At 53.8% G+C, this 20,257-nt stretch carries 25 protein-coding genes; 11 read left to right on the forward strand and 14 right to left on the reverse strand.

The window, feature by feature from the left end:
• Positions 1 to 6 precede the first annotated feature (6 nt).
• Positions 7 to 492, reverse strand: a complete 486-nt coding sequence (locus tag KNO58_RS12925; RefSeq protein ID WP_214754517.1) for a GNAT family N-acetyltransferase — start codon at positions 490 to 492, stop codon at positions 7 to 9.
• 79 nt (positions 493 to 571) lie between these two features.
• Between KNO58_RS12925 and KNO58_RS12930 the strand changes: the two genes are divergently transcribed.
• Positions 572 to 952 carry a VOC family protein gene (locus KNO58_RS12930; protein ID WP_214754519.1) on the forward strand — a complete coding sequence of 127 codons (381 nt, stop codon included), beginning with the start codon at positions 572 to 574 and terminating at the stop codon, positions 950 to 952.
• Positions 953 to 980: 28 nt separating this feature from the next.
• Here KNO58_RS12930 and KNO58_RS12935 read toward each other — a convergent pair whose 3' ends face one another.
• Positions 981 to 1,286: a winged helix-turn-helix transcriptional regulator gene (locus KNO58_RS12935; protein WP_214754521.1), complete on the reverse strand. Its 306-nt coding sequence runs from the start codon at positions 1,284 to 1,286 to the stop codon at positions 981 to 983.
• 117 nt (positions 1,287 to 1,403) lie between these two features.
• Between KNO58_RS12935 and KNO58_RS12940 the strand changes: the two genes are divergently transcribed.
• The 3 genes from KNO58_RS12940 to KNO58_RS12950 are packed head-to-tail and all read left to right on the forward strand — an operon-like array spanning position 1,404 to position 3,986.
• The gene (locus KNO58_RS12940; RefSeq protein ID WP_214754523.1) at positions 1,404 to 1,895 is read left to right on the forward strand and encodes a lactoylglutathione lyase family protein; all 492 of its coding nucleotides are present in this window, start codon (positions 1,404 to 1,406) and stop codon (positions 1,893 to 1,895) included.
• Between the two features lie 2 nt (positions 1,896 to 1,897).
• Positions 1,898 to 2,878 (forward strand): zinc-binding dehydrogenase, encoded by a 981-nt coding sequence (locus KNO58_RS12945; RefSeq protein WP_214754525.1) that lies wholly within the window; start codon positions 1,898 to 1,900, stop codon positions 2,876 to 2,878.
• Positions 2,879 to 2,927: 49 nt separating this feature from the next.
• Entirely contained in the window at positions 2,928 to 3,986 is a 1,059-nt protein-coding gene (locus KNO58_RS12950; RefSeq protein WP_214754527.1) for a threonine aldolase family protein, read from the forward strand.
• Positions 3,987 to 4,033: 47 nt separating this feature from the next.
• Here KNO58_RS12950 and KNO58_RS12955 read toward each other — a convergent pair whose 3' ends face one another.
• From KNO58_RS12955 to KNO58_RS12980, 6 genes are all read right to left on the reverse strand, one after another.
• Positions 4,034 to 4,534: an SRPBCC family protein gene (locus KNO58_RS12955; protein WP_214754528.1), complete on the reverse strand. Its 501-nt coding sequence runs from the start codon at positions 4,532 to 4,534 to the stop codon at positions 4,034 to 4,036.
• Entirely contained in the window at positions 4,534 to 4,863 is a 330-nt protein-coding gene (locus tag KNO58_RS12960; RefSeq protein ID WP_214719202.1) for an ArsR/SmtB family transcription factor, read from the reverse strand. The genes KNO58_RS12955 and KNO58_RS12960 overlap by 1 nt, the downstream gene beginning before the upstream one ends.
• Positions 4,864 to 4,927: 64 nt before the next feature.
• Positions 4,928 to 7,210 carry a bifunctional glutamate--cysteine ligase GshA/glutathione synthetase GshB gene (gene gshAB, locus KNO58_RS12965; RefSeq protein ID WP_214754530.1) on the reverse strand — a complete coding sequence of 761 codons (2,283 nt, stop codon included), beginning with the start codon at positions 7,208 to 7,210 and terminating at the stop codon, positions 4,928 to 4,930.
• The gene (locus KNO58_RS12970; protein ID WP_214754532.1) at positions 7,194 to 8,522 is read right to left on the reverse strand and encodes an MATE family efflux transporter; all 1,329 of its coding nucleotides are present in this window, start codon (positions 8,520 to 8,522) and stop codon (positions 7,194 to 7,196) included. Before KNO58_RS12970 ends, gshAB begins: the two co-directional genes overlap by 17 nt.
• Before the next feature lie 133 nt (positions 8,523 to 8,655).
• A complete protein-coding gene (locus KNO58_RS12975; RefSeq protein ID WP_214754534.1) occupies positions 8,656 to 9,120 on the reverse strand; it encodes a hypothetical protein in 465 nt (154 codons plus the stop codon).
• On the reverse strand, positions 9,117 to 9,326 hold the full coding sequence (locus KNO58_RS12980; RefSeq protein ID WP_021066034.1) for a helix-turn-helix transcriptional regulator: 210 nt from the start codon (positions 9,324 to 9,326) through the stop codon (positions 9,117 to 9,119). The genes KNO58_RS12975 and KNO58_RS12980 overlap by 4 nt, the downstream gene beginning before the upstream one ends.
• Before the next feature lie 119 nt (positions 9,327 to 9,445).
• Between KNO58_RS12980 and KNO58_RS12985 the strand changes: the two genes are divergently transcribed.
• On the forward strand, positions 9,446 to 10,378 hold the full coding sequence (locus KNO58_RS12985) for a ring-cleaving dioxygenase (protein ID WP_214754536.1): 933 nt from the start codon (positions 9,446 to 9,448) through the stop codon (positions 10,376 to 10,378).
• Positions 10,379 to 10,400: 22 nt separating this feature from the next.
• Here KNO58_RS12985 and KNO58_RS12990 read toward each other — a convergent pair whose 3' ends face one another.
• Positions 10,401 to 10,841 (reverse strand): RrF2 family transcriptional regulator, encoded by a 441-nt coding sequence (locus KNO58_RS12990; RefSeq protein ID WP_214754539.1) that lies wholly within the window; start codon positions 10,839 to 10,841, stop codon positions 10,401 to 10,403.
• Between the two features lie 190 nt (positions 10,842 to 11,031).
• Between KNO58_RS12990 and KNO58_RS12995 the strand changes: the two genes are divergently transcribed.
• Positions 11,032 to 12,132, forward strand: a complete 1,101-nt coding sequence (locus KNO58_RS12995; RefSeq protein ID WP_214754541.1) for a globin domain-containing protein — start codon at positions 11,032 to 11,034, stop codon at positions 12,130 to 12,132.
• Between the two features lie 58 nt (positions 12,133 to 12,190).
• On the opposite strand, the gene KNO58_RS13000 is transcribed toward KNO58_RS12995, so the two are convergent.
• Genes KNO58_RS13000 through KNO58_RS13020 form a run of 5 tightly spaced genes read right to left on the reverse strand, consistent with a single transcriptional unit; the run spans position 12,191 to position 15,208 of the window.
• A complete protein-coding gene (locus tag KNO58_RS13000) occupies positions 12,191 to 12,700 on the reverse strand; it encodes a hypothetical protein (RefSeq protein ID WP_214754543.1) in 510 nt (169 codons plus the stop codon).
• 57 nt (positions 12,701 to 12,757) lie between these two features.
• Positions 12,758 to 13,171 (reverse strand): DUF350 domain-containing protein, encoded by a 414-nt coding sequence (locus tag KNO58_RS13005; protein ID WP_021066039.1) that lies wholly within the window; start codon positions 13,169 to 13,171, stop codon positions 12,758 to 12,760.
• Positions 13,168 to 14,391, reverse strand: coding sequence for a glutathionylspermidine synthase family protein (locus KNO58_RS13010; protein ID WP_214754545.1), 1,224 nt, complete (start codon positions 14,389 to 14,391; stop codon positions 13,168 to 13,170). Before KNO58_RS13010 ends, KNO58_RS13005 begins: the two co-directional genes overlap by 4 nt.
• Complete coding sequence (locus KNO58_RS13015; protein ID WP_214754547.1) at positions 14,388 to 14,753, reverse strand: hypothetical protein; 366 nt, start codon at positions 14,751 to 14,753, stop codon at positions 14,388 to 14,390. The genes KNO58_RS13010 and KNO58_RS13015 overlap by 4 nt, the downstream gene beginning before the upstream one ends.
• Positions 14,750 to 15,208 (reverse strand): hypothetical protein, encoded by a 459-nt coding sequence (locus tag KNO58_RS13020; RefSeq protein WP_214754549.1) that lies wholly within the window; start codon positions 15,206 to 15,208, stop codon positions 14,750 to 14,752. Before KNO58_RS13020 ends, KNO58_RS13015 begins: the two co-directional genes overlap by 4 nt.
• Positions 15,209 to 15,311: 103 nt before the next feature.
• Between KNO58_RS13020 and KNO58_RS13025 the strand changes: the two genes are divergently transcribed.
• The 5 genes from KNO58_RS13025 to amyS all read left to right on the forward strand — a co-directional run bounded on the left by KNO58_RS13025 (position 15,312) and on the right by amyS (position 20,157).
• Complete coding sequence (locus KNO58_RS13025; protein ID WP_214754551.1) at positions 15,312 to 16,343, forward strand: ion channel; 1,032 nt, start codon at positions 15,312 to 15,314, stop codon at positions 16,341 to 16,343.
• Positions 16,343 to 17,470 (forward strand): YfbR-like 5'-deoxynucleotidase, encoded by a 1,128-nt coding sequence (locus tag KNO58_RS13030; RefSeq protein WP_214754555.1) that lies wholly within the window; start codon positions 16,343 to 16,345, stop codon positions 17,468 to 17,470. Before KNO58_RS13025 ends, KNO58_RS13030 begins: the two co-directional genes overlap by 1 nt.
• A 114-nt stretch (positions 17,471 to 17,584) precedes the next feature.
• Positions 17,585 to 17,917 carry a PadR family transcriptional regulator gene (locus tag KNO58_RS13035; RefSeq protein WP_214754557.1) on the forward strand — a complete coding sequence of 111 codons (333 nt, stop codon included), beginning with the start codon at positions 17,585 to 17,587 and terminating at the stop codon, positions 17,915 to 17,917.
• A complete protein-coding gene (locus KNO58_RS13040; RefSeq protein WP_214754559.1) occupies positions 17,914 to 18,441 on the forward strand; it encodes a DUF2812 domain-containing protein in 528 nt (175 codons plus the stop codon). Before KNO58_RS13035 ends, KNO58_RS13040 begins: the two co-directional genes overlap by 4 nt.
• Positions 18,442 to 18,612: 171 nt before the next feature.
• Entirely contained in the window at positions 18,613 to 20,157 is a 1,545-nt protein-coding gene (gene amyS / locus KNO58_RS13045; protein ID WP_214754561.1) for an alpha-amylase, read from the forward strand.
• Positions 20,158 to 20,257 lie beyond the last annotated feature (100 nt).

Here is a 20,257-nt window from a genome sequence, read left to right on the forward strand (position 1 = left end):
AAGTCCTCAGAACGCTTGGTTCTGAGGACTTTCTTGACGTTCCATTTGGATGAAGGTGAACGTGCTCCCGTTCGTCGGTTGTTGAAATGAACCGATCCTCGTGAACCCGCACGCCTCATAGACACGGATTGCCCGCACATTGAAGGCGGCGACAGACAAGGTGATGCGATGAGGTGAGTACGTCGCTTTGACGAAGTCAAGAATCGATGTGACGAATACTCGTCCGCTCCCGTTTCCTGTCAAATCGGGCTTCATGCCGAGCCCGATGTCGACCGTCTCGGCATCCGGTTGCGCAACGCTCACGAAACCGACCAATTCACCAGCAGACGTGATGACGAACATCGACTGTCCACGCTGTTCGGCGTCTAAAAATTCGGTTAAATCGTCTTCGTCAGCCTCCATATTGTAAAAGGCATAATCGCCTTCGTAGTGCCACGTATAGGTAATCGTTTCCGCCTGCGTCTGGTTCAGGACAGCGAATTGATGGGTCATGTGAATTTCCTCGTTTCACGAGCAGGATGTAGTGCTACACTCATCATAGTACCACCAACTCGGAAAATGGGGTGACCAAATGGGAATCAAGTTAGACATGATTGGAATCGTCGTCGAGGACATGACGAGGGCACTCGACTTTTATCGGATGCTCGGTCTGTCAATCCCGAAAGCGATGGATGGGGAAGCGCACGTCGAGGTCGACGACGGCGGTGTCCGGCTCGCCTTCGACACGGTCGAAGTGGCCGAATCGGTGTACGGGGAATGGAAACCGGCGACGGGGCACCGGGTCGAACTCGCCTTCTTATGTGACAGTCGAGATGAGCTGGATGCGCGTTATGAGGCAATCGTCGAGCACGGCTATGCCTCGCATCGGGAACCGTGGGATGCGTTCTGGGGGCAACGTTACGCCATCGTCATCGACCCGGACGGGAACCTCATCAGTCTATTCGCAGCATGACAAAACCCTCGCCGGATTCGGCGAGGGTTTATTCGTCTCGTGTCTCGCCCCACGAGCAGAGCGCCTTCATCGCCGGTTGCAGGCTGAGCGCTTCCTCGGTGAGTGAGTATTCGACATGCAGCTGTTTCTCGGTCGAATAGTCGATGCGGCGGACCATGCCGAGCTGTTCAAGCTCACGGAGTTGGTCGGTCAACACTTTACGGCTGACGTCAGGGATGGCACGTTGAATCTCTGAGAAACGGCGCGGACCGTTCTCTAGCGTACAGTATACTTGAGGCCGCCATTTACCGCCGATGATGTCGAGCGCCTTATTGACGGGGAACGGGGTCGTCATGTTCAATTCGCCTCGCTTTCGGGTAGTTACTTGAATGTGCGTACTTTTTTTCTTGCTTCGATGAAGGTATCTTATCGTTATCAACTAAAATGAGCAAACAAAAAGGAGCGGATTACTTTGACATATCCACGTACATTCTCACATATCGGACTATCGGTCCCGAGTGTGGCGGAAGCAGTGAAATTTTATGAGGACGTGATGGGCTGGTACACGATCATGCAGCCGTCAGACGTCGTCGAGGACGACTCGCCGATTGGCGTCATGTGTACGGACGTATTCGGACCGGGCTGGGGCAGCTTCAGAATCGCCCACATGTCGACCGGTGACAAAATCGGGATCGAGTTGTTCGAGTTTCCGAACAATGAGAAGCCGGAGAACAATTTCGAGTTTTGGAAGACAGGCATCTTCCACTACTGCGTCCAAGACCCGGACATCGAAGGACTCGTCGAGAAAATCGTAGCCCATGGCGGGAAACAACGGATGCCGATTCGGGAATATTACCCGGGCGATAAGCCGTATCGGATGGTGTACTGTGAAGACCCGTTCGGCAATCTTGTCGAAATCTATTCACATTCGTATGAACTGACGTATTCGGAAGGAGCGTATTGAGCATGAAAGCGTGGTTACTCGATCAACCTGGATTAGAACATCTTCATATCGGTGAGATAGAGCGTCCGACACCAGGTACGGGCGAACTGCTGATCAAAGTCGAAGCGGTCGCATTGAACCCGGTCGACTATAAAGTCGGTACGAACGGAAACCCGAACTGGTCGTACCCACACATTCTCGGGGTCGACCTCGTCGGGGAAGTCGTCGAAGTCGGTTCAAGTATCGCCAATATCATTACCGGTTCACGTGTCGCCGTCCATACGAGCCTCGGGAACAACGGCGGCTTCGCCGAGTATGCAGTCGTCGATGCGCGCGCTTGTGCCGTCGTGCCACCGGAAGTGAGTGATGAGGCTGCTGCGGCTTTCCTCTGTGCCGGTATGACGGCGTATGAGGCTATCATGCAGAAATTGAACACACGCGATAAAGAGACGATTCTCGTTCATGCTGGTGCGGGCGGAGTCGGTGGCTATGCGATTCAACTTGCGAAGAAGCTCGGTCTCAAAGTGTTCACGACGGCGTCGCCGGATAATTTTGACTGGGTGCAAGCACTTGGTGCCGACGTAGTGATCGACTATAATACGGAAGACGTGACTGCACGGATTTTGGAAGAGACGGACGGCCGCGGGGTCGACCTCATCTTGAATACGGTTGGACGTGACGTGGCGACGGCGGACCTCGATCGTCTCGCGTTCAGCGGACAACTCGCCTATATCGCCGGTCCACCGGATACGTCAAACGTGAAAGGCTTTACGTTGTCGCCATCCATTCATGAGGTCGCCCTCGGCGCGGCCCATGCGAGTAAGGATGAGCGTGCCATCCGCAATTTGGCGTATATGGCCGAAGAATTAATGAAGTTGCTCGAGGCGGGCGAGTTGGACGATCTCGTCACGGACGTCTTGCCGTTTGAACGGTTGAAAGACGGTCTCGAACAGCTCCAAACACGAAAAGTACGCGGCAAATTAATCGTCCGCATGCGCGACTAATTGATGGCCTCCTGTCTATGGACAGGGGGCTTGTTGTGGAGGGAATGACATGGAGTTACGGACATCATATCAACAGACGTCGCATCAATTGAGCGGTCACGGTCGACGGAACGTCGGCGTCTTGCAGCAAGCGTTCGCCGAGGTCGACCCGAATCAGGCGAGCGACCATTACGGGACGGGTGAGGTCATCGCGCGCTTCGAGCAAAAACTGGCGCAAGAACTCGGTATGGAAGACGCAATTTTCTTTCCGAGCGGCACGATGGCGCAGCAGATTGCGTTACGGATTTGGGCGGACGAGACCGGAAATCGAAACGTCGCCTATCATCCGCTCTGTCACTTGGAGATTCATGAGCAGGACGGATTGAAGGAGCTGCATCACCTTGAGCCAATCTTGATTGGAGATGACAAGCGGTTGATGACGCTCGAGGAAGTGCAGGCGTTGCCCGATATCGCCTGCCTGTTGATCGAGTTGCCGCAACGGGAACTCGGGGGCTATTTGCCACCGTTCGATGAACTGGAGGCAATCAGTCACTTGTGCCGGGAGCGGGGGATTCGTCTGCATCTCGACGGGGCACGATTATTCGAGACGCTCCCGTATTACGAGAAGACGGCAGCAGAAGTATGTGCACTGTTCGACAGCGTCTACGTCTCATTCTACAAAGGCATCGGCGGGATTGCCGGAGCCATCTTGGCCGGACCGAAAGCGTTCTGCGCCGAGGCGAGAGTGTGGAAACGTCGCTATGGCGGGGATTTGATTGGACTGTATCCGTACATTATCCCGGCCGACTATTACTATGAGCTTCGGAAAAGGCGGATGGCAAGCTACTACGAACAGGCGAAGGAACTGGCGCGCCGCTTCAATGCGATCGATAGGGTGTGGACGACACCGGACGTCCCGGTGACGAATATGTTCCACCTTCATGTTGAGGGGGACGTGGAGGCAGTCTCGGCCTGGATTCAATCCGTTCAAGACGCGACCGGAATCGGCATAACGGGCTATCTCGTACCCCATGACGGCTATTGTTCGACCGAAATCAGTGTCGGGGATGCGTTTGAGGCGATTGATGCACCTCAACTCGATCGACTATTCGAACAACTAGAGCGATGAGGAATTCGAAAAAGCACCGCGCCTCAATCGAGGAGCGGTGCTTGCTGTTATCTGGAGACGATGGCGTCGAGACGATCGAGCTGCGAGGCGAAACCTTCGACGGCTCCCATGTCGACGACTTGTTGGAGCGACTCGGCGTCCGTGAATTCGGAGCGGCTGATGAACAGCGTGCCGTCCGGGATGTCGACAAATTCGTTCGTGATGGTCATGACGGGAAGTTCAGGATTGACGTGGCCGTCCGCGTCCGAGAAGGCGTCCGTATAGACGATTTTACGATGCGGGTCAATCTCGAGGAACGTCGATTTGCCCCATGATTCCATGCCGTAATAGTCGCCTTGCTCTTTGTCGACGCACGTCATGCAATAATGCCACGTGCCGCCGGGTTCGAACTCGAACGTGCGAACCTCCGTTTTCCATCCAGCGGGTCCCCACCATGCTTCAAGATGGGCCGGTGTCGAAAATGCCTCGAACACGAGCGCGCGCGGCGCGTTAAAACTCCGTTCCACGACTAACGTGTTGCCTTCGACGTACGATTTGAGCGTTTCCATTAGGATTTCCCCTCTCGTTTTGACTGTTGCAAAAACTCTTCCAACCGATCGAGCCGAGCCGTCTCTGCCTCGAGCCGTGAACGCCAAATATCTATCGGGGCAAGTGCCTGAAGATTCAGGGCGTAGCGCCGCCGATTGGCTTCGATGGTCACCGAAACGAGTCCGGCATCATAGAGCACACGCAGTTGCTTGGACGTCTGTGGTTGACTGATGTCGAGTCGTTCGGCGATGGCACCGACCGTTAAAGCTTCTTGCCTCAACAACTCGATGATTCGTAAGCGATTCGGGTCGGCCAACGCGTGAAACAACGGACTCAAATTTTCTTCCATCCTCGTCACCGTCCTCTTACTTAAAATATTCCCATTTTAGAATATTCCAAACTAGGAATATTGGTTAATCGAACAGTAAATCGAGCACGGTCTCGCCGATTGGCCGTTCCTTTCCTTCGTACGGGAAGGCGTGAATATGGATGGCCGGATTGAAGTTCAGTTCAATGATACCGTAGTCATTTTCACGCTCGAGCGACGGAATCATCATGTCGACCCCGCAAATTGTGGCGCCAATCGCTCGGGCGGACTCGACCGCAATCCGTTTGTATGAATCGGCGATCCGGTCCGTATAGTCGATACTGTCACCCCCGGTGCTGATGTTCGAGTTCTCACGAAGGAAGACGAGTTCTCCATCTGCAAGGACACTGTCCGGCGTCTTACCTTGTGGACGAAGGAATGCCACGACGATGTCATCAATTTCAATTTTTTCGAGCGGCGTCTTATAGCCTTTTCCGCGGAGCGGATCCTCATTCTTTTTGGCGACGAGCTCACGAATCGTCGATACACCGTCCCCGGTCACGTTTGCCGGGACGCGGTGCAAAATGCCCGCGACCTCATCACCGATGACGAGGAAACGATATTCTTTTCCGGGCAGGAATGTCTCGAGCAGGACGACGTCGTCAAACGTAAGAGCGTGATGGAACGCCTCAAGCGCTTCCTCGAACGTCGTCCCGTCCTTGAAGATGTGGATACCGATGCCGAAGTTCGTCGATTTCGGTTTCAAGACAATCGGCTCGTCCCCAAACGTATACCAGGCGTCCCGTAAATCAGATTCAGTGCGGAGCTCGACCCCTCCGGGAACGCGGATGCAATGTTCGGCGAGTACGTGTTTTGTCACGGTCTTGTTCTCCATCATGAGAACCGATACGTAGTTATCTTTTGACGTCTTCGTCGCTTGTTTGACGTACTCGGTCTGGTTGCCGTGCCGGATGCGGATGAATTGGTCGTCGCGGTCAATGACATCGACCGCATAACCGCGTTTCAAGGCTGCTTGCATCAAAATCTGTGTTGATAGTTCCATATCCGTGTAGCCGTGCACCCGGAACCGATTGGCGTACGCGTCTTGATAAAACAGTTCCGCTTGTCGGAGCGACCAGGACGTGTAGCCTTCGGTTGTCATGATTTTCGTCAATCGAGCCGCATACGTCGCCTCGACATGGTCGATTCGTTCACGGACGGAGGCGAAAATCGCGTCGAACTCGAGGTCGTGATGTTTATTGAACGCTTCAATCTCGTCGAGCAAATCGCGAGCGTACGTTTGGAGCGCCACTGCCTCCCCGTCTCGCATGAGCGTGAGCGTCGGGGATAACCCTTCTTTCGCCACGCGTTGTTGGTTGTGAAACGCCTCGGCCTGCCAGTCCGCGAACCGTGTCTCGTCTTTCAGCGTCAAGTAGAGCAGGAAGACGTGCAAGAAACGTAAATCATCGAGGGCGATACCGGTCTTCTCGAACGGGTTCAAATCGATATTGCGAATCTCGATGTAATCAATGCCGTTCGTTTCGAGTCGCTCTAAGTCATTGCCTCCACGTGACGTCTTCAACCGAATCGGAGAGTAGAGCTCGTTCGGGTTGGCGATGTCACCTTGGGCGATGAAGCGGCGCACGCTCGCGGTGTAGTCTGAGAGCGTTGAATAGTCCGGATAGAGCGGCTCGACATTCGTGTAGCCGCAGTCACTATTCCGGTACGATAACGCCGTCGTATTCGAATACACATCTTCGCTGAGCGCCTGCATTTGACTGACGCAGCGTTCTTCATAGCTCGTGTGGACGGCCGGAGTCCCGCCTAACAGATAGACGACGAGCCAGCGTGTCCGTAAATAGTTGCGGACGAGTTTTAAATACAGGTCGTTCTTGAAACGGTCGTATCGTTCGGGTGACCCCTCATAGAGGGAGGCAATCAACTCGTCTGCGAACGAGAAGTTGAAATGGATGCCCGAGATGAGCTGTTTTTTCGCTCCGTATTTTTGGAGCAGATGCTCCCGATAGCGACCGGCCTCAAGCCCTGAACTTCCAAAATCTGCGAGCGGGATGACCCCGCCGTCCGGAAGAGCGCACGGCATCGATTGCGGCCAAAGTCGTTCGTCACCGATATTCATTGCTGTGATATCGTATAGCGTCTGTAAGAAGTCGTGCGCCGCCTCGACGGTCGGGAACGTCGGCGTGATCAGCTCAACCTGACTTTCCGAGAAGTCGGTCGTGATGTATGAATGCGTCGCCTTGTCTCCGAGTGCTGTCGGGTGTTTCGTGACGGCAAGCGTCCCATCAGGGGTCACGCGGAGCATTTCACGTTCGATGGCGAAGCGCCCGTGCAACAATTGTTTGGCTAGTTGATTAAATCGCTTCTGCAAGGGAGGTCACTTCCTTTTTCGTTAGTCGGACATAGAGGGCTGAGACGAGCCCTTTGACGATGCTCGAGAGAGCGATGCTCCACCAGATGGCATCGAGACCGAGATAAGGCTCGAGGGCAAGCGCGAGCGGGATACGGGCGACGGTAAAGACGATGGAGATCGTCGCCGGAATTTTTGGTAGCCCGAGGCCTGAGAAGTAGCCGTTCCCAATCATCTCAAGTGAGGCGAAGATAAGCGAAATCCCGATGATTCGTAAATAGGTCGCACCGATTTCAATCGTTGTCGGGTCATCGACGAACAGCCCAATCAGGACGTCTGGGACGAAGAGGAAGACGAGTGTGATTAACCCGGTATACAAGATGCCGAGCCGCGTCGTCACCCGGTAGCCTTCATAGACCCGATCGACTTTGCGGGCGCCGAGATTTTGCCCAGTGTAACTCGCGATGGCACCGTTCAAGCCTCCAATCATCATATAGGCGATTGATTCGATTTGAAGCCCGATGCGTTGGGCCGCGATTGCCTCGGTCCCGTATGAACCGATCATGCGGGCGAGGAAAATGCTGATGACGGTGAACAAAACGCGTTGGGTCGCCATCGGGAAGCCGAGGCGAAGAATTTCTCTATAGTCTGTGCGATTAGCTTTGACCGTCTCTTCCCAATCGAACAAGGCGCGGGTCCGATGCCAGAAGAAGCCGAACATGACGACGTTCGCGACGAGCGTCGCGAGACCGGCACCGACGACGCCGAGTCCAAGTGGATAGATGAAGAGCGGCGACAGGATCATATTAAGTGTGACCCCGGTCGCATTGATGCGCATGGCCGTCGTCGTATTCCCATAAGCGCTGAACAGGCGGGCGAACAGTAAGTTGAAGAACGAGAAGACGAGCATCGGTGCACTGACGAGCAAATAACCGTAGGCCAACCGTTCGACGTCAGAGTCGTTCATATTCAAAAAGCCGATCAACGTCTGACCGAACAGAATCAGGAGAAAGACGAACGACAGTCCGAGGCCCAGGTTCATCCGCCTTCCGGCACGAACGTAGCGCTGAATCAACGCTTGGTCGCGTCGTCCAACGGCTTGCGACACTTTGATGCCGGTGCCGACCACAATCAATGATTGGATGGCCTGACCGAGCATGATATAAAAGCTGGCCGCGCCGATGCTGGCGACGGCGTCGCTACCGAGCGCACCGACCCAAAACATATCGACAAGACTATAAGTGAACTGTAAAAGCGAACTGCCGACGAGCGGGAGGGCAAGCGTCACGATGACACGTTGCACCGGTCCGGTCGTCAAATCGATGGTTTTCACGATGAAAGACCCCTTCAACACATTTAGTATATAACCGTTTAGTTATATATAAACACGACGTGACTGAATTCGCAATCGTAGGGAACGACTCGACGAAAAATCGACACAAAAAAAGGAATTCGCTGTGAATTCCTTAATGGGTATAGGCGCGGATCCAAGTCGTCATATAAACGAGCGTCGAGATGATGAGTGTCGAGGCGAGTGCGTAAATCGGATAGGCTGGGAGCGCGTTCTCGAACAGCGGATAAAACATGAATGACGCCATGAGGAGCGGCACAGTAATCCCGAACGAGACGTAGGCGGCTTTCGTCGCTTTCGCCGTGATGATTTGTTCACGTTCATCGACTTCGCTAAATTCCGTCATCCGGACTGACCATTGGCCAAAGCTTAAGTTTTGGTTCGGGCGTGTCTTGAACGAATAGATCGTCCAAACGATGAAGAAGCCGACCAATAGCACAAAAGGTAAGAGATTTATTTCAATCTCGAAGCGTTCGGTCTCGATGACGGTCGACACGTCAGACAAGAACGAACTGAACAGAAAAGCCATCAGGATGTACAAGATGATACTAGAGATGGATTGAATGACGACGTGTTTCAATTTGTTTCCTCCTCGATTGTGAAAATAGATTCGACCGGTTCCTCGAATACGCGCGCGATTTGCATCGCCAGCAGAAGCGATGGCGTGTAGCTCCCTTTTTCGAGCGAGATGATCGTCTGTCTCGTCACACCGACTTTGGCCGCCAAGTCCCCTTGGGTCAGTTGATGCCGGGCCCGCAACTCTTTGACGCGATTGATTAATGGCATGCCGCCACCTCATTTCTTATTTCTACCCTCAGTGTAAAGTAAACTTGACTTAATGTAAAGCTGACTTTACTTATTTGTGGATGGTACAATATAATCAAAGTTGAAAGGGGAGAAGTCGGATGAAGGCGATTTTAGGGCAGCATCACGTGTCGGCGATGACAGGGGACGCGTTGAAGAACTTACGATTCTATACGGAGGTACTCGGGATGCGACTCGTCAAAAAGACGGTCAACCAAGACGACCCGTCGATGTATCACTTGTTTTACGCGGACGAGTCGGGGACACCGGGGACGGATTTGACGTTCTTCGAGCTACCTTTTCTCGGGCAAACGTATAAAGGGTCGAGCAGCATCTCGCGGACGGCGCTTCGGGTGCCAGAAGGATCGTTATCGTACTGGTTGGAACGATTTTCCGAATTCGGTGTACTCCATGATCCGTTAGAGGATGTGCTCGGTCGTCCGACGCTTTACTTCGAGGACGAGGAAGGGCAACGGCTCTGTCTCGTCGAGGGCGGGTCAGGGACGCCGTGGCAAAACGGACCGGTACCGGCAAACGTCGCCGTCTTCGGCCTCGGATTTAGCGAGTGGACAGTGCGGCGAATTGAGAAGACGGAGCGGGTGCTGACGGACGTGCTCGGTTATCGCTTCGCGTCTGAGTTCGAACGGAACGGGCAATCGGTTCGTGTGTTCGAGACGGGCGACGGGGGTGTGGCGACAGAAATTCATCTCGTCGACCGTCCTGATTTACCGTCGGAGCGGCCAGGACGAGGCAGTGTCCATCACGTCGCGATTCGCGTCGAGGATGAAGACGAGATGACGCGTTGGGTCGAGCGGCTCGATGCGTTCGGTATCAGTCATTCAGGCCTGATTGACCGTTATTATTTCAAATCGATTTATTTCCGCGAACCGAGCGGGATTTTGGTGGAACTCGCGACGGACGGACCTGGGTTCGCGACGGACGAACCAGTCGAGACGCTCGGGGAACGATTGGCGCTACCACCGTTTCTTGAGTCACGACGAGCCGAGATTGAAGCCAAATTAAAACCGCTATAACAGACAAACCCGACGGACTATTTCAGTCCGTCGGGTTTTGTATGCCTAGCAACATAGCCAGTTCGTTCGTCCGGTTGGCGACGAGATCGGCAATCGTATAGCGGTCGAGCACGTGCAGGAACGCGAGCATCGCCTCGTTCAAGACGCTCCGCAAGTCGCACGCGGGGGCGATGACACACCGTCCTTCGCCGAAACATTCGACGAGCTCGAGCGGTTCCATCGTCCGGACGACGTCGCCGACGTTGATGTCCTCCATCGGGCGAGCGAGCCGGAAGCCGCCGCCACGGCCGCGCACCGATTCGAGATATCCGTGCTTCCCGAGCTCATAGACGACTTTCATGACGTGGTTCTTTGAAATCTGATATTGGTCCGCCACTTCTTGAATCGTCACGAGACGGTGGGAGAACGTGGCGCTATACATGAGTGTTCGGAGTGCGTAGTCGCACGTTTGCGTGAGCCGCATGATGATTCACCTCTTCATTCGTTCATTGTACAAGACATCTCGCGAAAGCGCGACGATGGAAGATGTGAAAAAAGCGTGGCGGATTCAAGGCGGAAATTTGAACTTGTATTTAAACAAGTATTTTATATATTGCTTTCGAAGTGACTTACCTCACATAATGAACATGAACTTTCAAAAAGGGGGAAACAATATGTTAGATCAACAAACGATGGAGATCGTCAAAGCGACCGCACCAGTCTTGAAACACCACGGTGTCGCCATCACGAGTCACTTTTATAAGCGCATGTTTGAAAACAACCCGGAAGTCCGCCACTTCTTCAACCATACGAACCAAAAACGCGGCCGGCAGCCAGAGGCGCTCGCGAACGCCGTCTACGCGGCAGCCGTCCATATCGATCGTCTCGAAGCAATCCTTCCGGCCATCCAGCCGGCGCTTCATAAACATAAGAGCTTGAACATCCGTCCGGAACATTATCCGATTGTCGGCCAAAACTTACTCGGCGCGATTCAAGACGTGCTCGGCGAAGCGGCAACACCGGACATCATCGACGCATGGGCGAAAGCGTACGGTGTCATCGCTGACGTCTTCATCTCGCTCGAGAAACAAATGTACGAAGATGCACCGTGGGTTGGCTTCAAACCGTTCACGGTTGCTGAAGTGATTGAAGACACACCAGAAGTGAAACGATTCCGTCTTGTCGCGAACGATGGCGTCGTCGGGACGGCCGTCCCAGGTCAATACGTCTCGGTCCAAGCCCGTATTCCAGGCGAAGACATCTTGCACCATCGTCAATATAGCGTCGTCGAGACGACAGAAGACGGCTACTGGATTGCTCCGAAGGCGGAAGGTCTCGTCTCAAACTGGCTCCATGAGCAGACGGTCGGTACCGAGCTTCCAGTAAGCGCGCCAGCTGGTGAATTCGTGCTTGAAGACACGGAGCGTCCGCTCACACTCGTCGCTGGCGGAATCGGCATCACACCGCTCTTCAACATGGCGAAGACGGCACTCGGTCAAGGTCGCTCGGTCACGTTGCTCCATGCTGTCCGCAGCATGAACCTCCGTCCGCTCGGTGAAGAGCTCGATGAACTTGTGAATGCGGGTCTCCAGCTCATCACACACGTCGATGACGTATCAGGGTGCATGAGTGCGACACAGCTCGAAGCACTCGATGTCGAGGGACACGACGTCTACACGTGCGGTCCGACCGCGATGATGGAGACGGTCGTCCAAACGATTCCACAAGCCCGTTACGAGTTCTTCGGTCCATCGGCCGTACTCGCACGCGCTTAATATGCCGTTTAGAAATAGAGAATACAAAAACCGCAGACCAGCGTTGGTCTGCGGTTTTTCATAGTTTAATCGAGTCAATGACTTGATCGTTCTGGTCTAACGTTTGAATCGTCCAATCTTCTTGAGGGACGTTATACAGTTTCAAGATATGGTAGTTTGAAAAAGCATCTTCTTCGGGACGATTGAGGACGTGTTGTTCTTGTCCCCGCTCTTTGATGATGCGGAGAGAAGCCACTTTTTGAGGATTGTTGTTAAGACGCACACCCCAATAATAAGTGTCTTCATGTTCAAGCTCGATATAGTCAAATGGAGCCGCCTCGAGTGTCTCGACGGTCGCGGTTCCATACCCGTCTCCACTCATCTCAGCGAGTCCGAGTAAGGTCTCGTCCTCATTTGTGAATAGGGCGAAGTTGGATTCATCAAATTGATCGTATGTATAGGCGTCAAAGCCATCATCCGTCAAATAGCGATCCAGCTTTCGATTCTCAAAAAATGTAGGTCCGTTTTGGATTAAGGCGATGAGCGTGATGCAAGCTAGCAACACCCCGATGATTTTTCGTTTGAACATCTGTCTCTTCCTTTCTGTAGAAACAGCCCATGCTCCTCAAGTGCATGGGCTGTTTGATTAGTACGTCAAACTCGCGGCGACGATGATGCCGACGACGAGTGAGGCGGAGAAGAGGCTGATTCCGATGGCGAGGTTGCCGTTCTCGACTTCTTTCTCTAAGTTCACGCCTGGCGTCAGCACGTATTCGAACGTCCAGAAGGCGAGCACTTGAGCGAGAATCCCCACGAGTCCCCAGATGAAGGCGTCGAGCAGGTTAACACTGTTCGCCCACACCGTGTAGATGACGATGGCGAGTCCAATCGCTTTCCCCCAAAGTTTTAAGGCAACGGCGACGTTACCTTCTTTAATCAATTTACGTTCCGAATACTTCGTCGTCAGTGCGAAGACGACGAGTCCGGCTAAAATCAGGCCAAACCCTGTGCCGAGGTGAGCGAGGAAGCTCAAGATGGAATCGAGCGTGATGAACGTCATAAGTTATTCTCCTTTTTTATGCCAATGGCTAAGTAGTAAGACTGGTTGTTCGTAATCATGCTGCCGGCGCGGACGCCGAGAGCGGACGGATGGCCGTTCAAGCAAAAACAGCCGACCATGTAGTGCGTCTTGAGCGGACCGTTGACTGTGTTCGTCAGACGGGTCGGCAGCTCGATGAACTGTTGATACACCGCCGTCTCGTCCGCGTACGTCTGGAGCGTCTCTTTATGGAAGGGGACGCCGTCTTCGTCGTAGAGGATGACCGAGTCGCCTTCCCGGCCGAAAGCGGGCTTTTGTACGTATGCGCTCTGGCCGATAAACGGATCAGACTCGAGATACGTCGGTAAAAAATACGTCTCGATGATGGAACGCTCCGCTTCGTCGAAATATGTATCGGCCTCATACAGTTCCCAAATGAGCGCTTGGACGCCTTTGGACTGCATGAGGAATGCCGAGAGCGGATTGAGTAACGAGACGTGTTTGGCCGCGTTCAGTTCGAGCAGGCGGATGCCAATCAAATCACCATTGGGTGCCCGGTCGTCGACCAGGTGCTCGATCGGATACGTCTGCCGATATAATACGTCGACTTTTTCCCCGGACGGTGTGAAAACGCCGTCCGCATCGACGAGCAATCGGTCGAGCGGGACGAATTCGGACGGTAAATCGAGCGTCTCTTGAAGGAAGCGCGTCGTCCATTTGTCCTCGATGTTGTCGTCATGGGCCGTGAAGACGATTTTTGGTGTCCCATCCCGGCCGAGTCGTTGCCACGCGGCGATGACGGCTTTTCGCAATTCGGTCTTGAGCTCAGCAGTCGACGTCGCATTCGGGTCATCGAGTCCGAATTCTGTCGTCACATAGCCGTTCACGTCGAACAGTTCCTTGATGAACGTCGGTGTGTCGGCATTGAATTCCATCAACTTGATGATGCCGTCTTTGACGATCCAGTCATAGCGACCGATAATCGTCTCTTGCGGAATCGCCTTGTCCCGAAGGAACTTCAGGCTCGCCTCAGGGTAACCGAGCAAACGGAGCGTGTCGTCCGGGAGCGTGCGCAACAGGCGGTTCGCCTTCCGGAAAATCGTATCGACGTCACGCGTCGCTTCCCGAATCTGTCTCACCGCGTCATCCGACATGGTAAGACAGTCGTAAAGGGCGTACTCCTCGTCGTTCAAGTCAGGCCAAAAGAAAGGGATTTGGCCAAACAGTGCGTCGCGCTTCATCCCCCGAAGCCGCCTTTTGAACCGCTACCGAGTCCTGAGTTTGAGCCTGAGTTCGATTTGTTCGGGGTGATGCTGCTGGCGCCACCGTTCGAGCGGTAATTTTTATATGCCGAGGAATTCTTCAATGCACTCTTTGAATTGAATAGGCTACCGAGTAAGAAGAAGCTCCCGAAGTGAGGGGAACGCTCGTCGTCACAATAATATGACTCCGTCTCATCATCCCAATCCCAATCGTCGCACTCGTAGCCGGTCGGTTCTTCCGGTAACGTCGCTTGTTCTGTTTCGTCGGTGCCGCAAGCCGCGAGCGACGCGGTCAAGACAGCAGCCGACAGACCGCTCAAGATTTTTTTGCTTGTCTTCATGTTGATTCCTCCAATGTATAACCTGTAGGGATGACGTAAATGACATAGACGCCACGATCTTCGTCCGTCTCGGCCGAGTCGCGCTCATATTCTTTGCCGGCGACGTACAAGTACTGACTGCCGAGCATGGCGAGCGCGTCGAGATGGCGGTCGACATAATACGCCTCGAGCATCGGGTTGTCGAACCGGTCGTCGAGCGTTCGAATCTCGACTTTGATGTCGGTCGTCTCATGCTTGTCGACGGGTCCTTCCGTGTAGCGGTCGACGTAAATCAAGAAGTATTGCTCGCCTTCGAGCGCCGATGAGCGTTGCTTGTAGGTCATGCCGTCCTTGACGAAAAATTCACATTCGCGACGGGCAAGTACTTCATCGAGGCCGAGCGATGTATAATGGTAAAGAGGCTCGAACGAAAGTTCGTTTTTATAAAGTCGATATTCCAAAACGATGGAGTTCATAACATCGTCCTTTCTTTTTTCTTTCTATACGGAACCGAACGCAAGCGGGTTTCGTAAATTAACTAAGTTGTCTCTAGTATATAGGAAAAGGAGGGGGTTTTCTGTGCATATCTTTTTTCGTGTCTGGCGCGGTCTATCGAAATTATCATTCTTGAACGTCGTCTTGGCGTCGCTCGTCATCATCTTGACGGGTACCGTCCTCGGATTCGTGCTCGAGCCGGAGACGTTCCCGTCGATGTTCGACTCGTTCTGGTGGACGATGACGACGCTCACGACCGTCGGCTACGGTGACTTTTTCCCGACATCGGTCGCGGGGCGTTGGCTCGGGATTTTCTTGTTCCTGTTCGGGATTGGGATTATCGGGGCGTTGATTGGAAAACTCGTTGAAGTCGGTGCGACGTTTCAACGGTTAAAACGGGAGGGGAAGTTAGTGTATCGAGGAGAAGGGCATTACGTCTATATCGGCTGGTCGCCGAAGACGAAAAAGGCAATCGACGAAGTGCTCATTTATGAGCCAAAGGCTGAAATCGTCTTAATCGATCAATTGAAGGAAGAACCGTACGACCACGACAACGTCCACTTCGTCCACGGTGACGCATCGGACGAGGTCGTGCTCTTGCAGGCCAATATTTTAAAGGCGCGCCGGGTCGCCATCTTCGCGGATGCCCGCATCACCGAGACGCTCCTTGCCGACGGGAAGTCGCTTTTGATCGCGTCAGCGGTCGAAGCGCTCTCGTCTGAACGCGGCGTCGATTTGCATACGGTCGTCGAGGTGTGCGAGGAACGGAATATCTCGAAATTCAAACACGTTCGCATCGACGACTTTATTCTCGCGAACGACTCGGTGTCACTGCTCATGGCGAAAGCGACGCTGCAGCCGGGGACGACGTCGATTTTCCGACAGCTGCTCAGCAAGCAGTCAGGCGGCAACATCCAGGCGCTCGTACCGAAACCAGAATGGGCGACCATCCGGGATGCTGCGGAAAGCTTATTGCATCAAGGCGTTACGCTAATCGCCGTCAACGACCGTCTCGATTACGCGACGGTGCTCGATACACAGCTTCAGGCGAACGATATGCTTTACATCGTCTGTCACGATGACTCGTGGGAGCGACTGAACCAAGGAGGAATTTGATGTATAACGGAACGTTTATCCGCAAGATGACACGCATGCAGAACGTGCAACGATGGGACGAGTATGCGCCGCATTATCATGATAACGCAGCAAGCCACAGTTTCCGCGTCGCTGTCTTCAGCTTGATCGCGGCGTACTACGAAGAGAACAATGGACGGGACGTCAATTTGCTCGATGTGCTTGGCAAGGCGCTGTTCCATGATATGAACGAAGTGCAGACCGGCCCAATCATGCACCGGACGAAAAAAGAACCGACGCTCAAAGAACATATCGAACGGATGGAACGGACGGCGAGTCTCGGACTCGTCGAGTTGTTGTCGCAGTCACTCCGGCCGCATTTTTATCGTTTCCTCGTCGAGGCGGAAGACGACTCATTCGAAGGACGGCTCGTCGATGGAATCGATTCGTTCGACGCGATGCTGTTCGTCCGAAGGGAAGTCGGACACGGTTCGCCCCATTTCGTCGCGAAGCTTGAAGAGATGAAAGCAGCTTTGCGCGATCATCCGCTCGAATCAGTCCGCTGGCTCTATGAACAAGTCGAGGCGGAGACCGACGTGGCCACGTTCATCGAGAACGTCATGCGGATGGACAGTGTCAGACGTTGGAAAGGTCGTTTCAATACGATTGACGATAACGACGCCATCCATGGCTTCCGGGCGGCCGCGCTCGGCATGTTCAGTGGTTTGTTGGAGCGCGAAAAGTATGACGTCGATGTCGATGTCGCTGAACTGACGGCGCGTCTCCTCTGTCACGACCTCGTCGAAGGGGTGACCGGGGACGTGCTCGGTCCGGTGAAGCATTCGACCGCCGAGACCGGTGCGGCATTCGAGGCATACGAACGGGCCGAGAGCGAGGCGCTCTTGTCGCTCCTCCCGGACTATATGCAGCCGGCGTTCCGGCGCTATATGGCCGATTCGAAAGATGACACGTATGAAGGCATGCTCGTCGATATGATGGACAAGCTCGATGCACTCATCAAGATGAACATGGAGCGGAAGATGAACGGGGCCGAATATGAGGTCACATATCGGGAACAACTCCGTAAAGTGCAGATGCGCTACGAGAACCCGAGCATGTTGTTCTTCTTGGCATACATCTTGCACGATTTAGATTACGTCACTAGTTAACGAGGTCGCAGACGAATTGTCTGCGGCTTTTTGTATATCATTCATTGACATATATCATTCAACGATATATATTAAGGGTGAGATATATCAATAAACGATATAGGAGGTGGCGGGATGCCGCGTAACGATACGATCGAGCTCGGAGAATTAACCGACAGCATGCTCTATATCCTGCTCGCCTTGACCGAGGCGCGTCACGGCTATTTGATTATGCAGTTCGTCGAGGAGTTGACGAACGGACGGATTAAAATCGGCCCGGCGTCGATGTACACCATCATCAAGAAGCTCGTGAACGCTCAGTTGATTGAGCCGATTGACGGGGACGGCAAGCAGAAACGTTATGTGATTACGGCCCAAGGCCGTGCACTCGTGGCGGAAGACTTGAAACGACGGCAAGCGATCGTTGACGATGCACGCTTCATTTTAGACGGGGAGGGACAGCGATGAAACGGAAGTATATGTCGAGTTGGGGATTGGCGTTCGCCGAGGATCGGGAAATGAAAAAGTTAAGTGAGATGGCAGCTCGTGGCTGGCATTTAGAGAAGTTCGCACCGCTCGGATATACGCTCGTCAAGGGGGAACCGATGGACGTGCGCTATAGTCTCGATTATCGCAAACAACCGGACGAGGATTACTTCGAGCTGTTCGCCGCGAGCGGATGGGAACATGTCACGTCGACCGGCGATGAGATTCATGTGTTCAAAGGCCGTCCGGACGCGACGCCTCTCTATACCGATCGCCAGACGACCGAAGAGAAATACGGCCAAGTCGAGCGGACGATGGGCCGGGGAGCGCTCATCTGTCTACTGCTATCACTCGGATTCGTGTTCATGTTGCAATTGGATTGGCCGCAGACGGCGGAAGCCATCATCTTAGTGCTACAGACGCTGGTCGTCATCGGGCTCGTCTTTACCGGACTCCCGTATCTCGGATACCTCGTGAAGCGAAAGCGGCTTGAACGGAATGACTGACTAGGCGGATGGCACAAGCCATCCGTTTTGCTTTGGTCGACTGAACTATTCAAGAAAAAAATAGTTAGGCGCAGAGAACTGTTTTATGGAAATCCACTATTCAATAAAAGTAGAATCAGGCATGATAATTAATGAAAGCGCTTGCATTCATTTCGAAGAGGAGGAACGGGCATGGGTAAACGACGGAAAGGATTGGCGGTGACGGCTGGTGTCACCGCGATTGCGCTGCTGGCTGGGCAACCGGTCGCACAAGCGGCGACGCCGCAAAACGGTACGATGATGCAGTACTTTGAATGGTACGTGCCGAACGACGGGTTGCATTGGAACCGGTTATCGAACGACTCGCAGCACTTGAAAGACATCGGAGTGACGACGGTGTGGATTCCGCCGGCGTACAAAGGCACATCGCAGAACGATGTCGGGTATGGGGCATACGATTTATACGACCTCGGCGAGTTCAACCAAAAAGGGACGACCCGGACGAAGTATGGGACGAAAGCGCAGCTCCAGACCGCTATCTCGAACTTGCGCGGTAAAGGGATCGGTGTGTACGGCGACGTCGTCATGAATCACAAGGGCGGGGCCGACTATACGGAGTCCGTCCAAGCGATTGAGGTCAATCCGTCGAACCGGAACCAAGAAACGTCCGGTGAGTACGGCATCTCGGCGTGGACCGGGTTCAACTTCGCGGGGCGCAACAATACATACTCGCCGTTCAAATGGCGCTGGTACCATTTTGACGGGACCGATTGGGATCAGTCACGCAGCTTGAGCCGTATCTATAAGTTTAAGAGCACGGGCAAGGCGTGGGACACGGACGTGTCGAACGAGAACGGCAACTATGATTACCTTATGTATGCCGACGTCGATTTCGAGCATCCTGAGGTCCGTCAAGAGATGAAGAACTGGGGTAAATGGTACGCCGACTCGCTCGGGCTCGACGGTTTCCGGTTGGATGCTGTCAAACATATCAGCCACTCGTATTTGAAGGAGTGGGTGACGAGCGTGCGCCAGACGACCGGGAAAGAGATGTTCACGGTCGCCGAGTATTGGAAGAACGATCTCGGTGCCATCAACGACTATCTGTATAAGACGGGCTACACGCACTCCGTCTTCGATGTGCCGCTCCATTACAACTTCCAAGCGGCCGGTAACGGCGGTGGGTATTATGATATGCGCAACATCTTGAAAGGCACCGTCACAGAACAGCATCCGTCGCTGTCCGTGACGATTGTCGATAACCACGACTCACAGCCGGGCCAATCGCTCGAGTCGACGGTCGCCAACTGGTTCAAACCGCTCGCCTACGCGACAATCATGACGCGTGGTCAAGGTTATCCGGCCCTCTTCTACGGGGACTATTACGGCACGAAAGGGACGACGAACCGCGAAATCCCGAACATGTCGGGCACACTCCAACCGATTCTGAAGGCGCGGAAAGACTTTGCCTACGGGACGCAACATGACTATCTCGACCATCAGGACGTCATCGGTTGGACACGTGAAGGTGTGACCGACCGCGCCAAATCGGGTCTCGCGACAATCCTATCGGACGGTCCAGGCGGGTCGAAATGGATGTACGTCGGCAAACAGAACGCCGGCGAAGTATGGAAAGACATGACGAACAACAACTCCCGCCTCGTCACCATCAACGCTGACGGCTGGGGCCAATTCTTCGTAAACGGAGGTTCGGTCTCCATCTATACGCAACAATAAGAAAAAACGAGTCGCGAGACTCGTCAGGCTGTTGACGAACCAAATCGCCCATCGCGATTTGGTTCGTCTTTTTTTGTGTTCCATGTGCTCGAGGCGCTCT

The sequence above is a fragment of the Exiguobacterium sp. J17977 genome, from assembly GCF_018616375.1.
Lineage (GTDB): Bacteria > Bacillota > Bacilli > Exiguobacteriales > Exiguobacteriaceae > Exiguobacterium > Exiguobacterium mexicanum.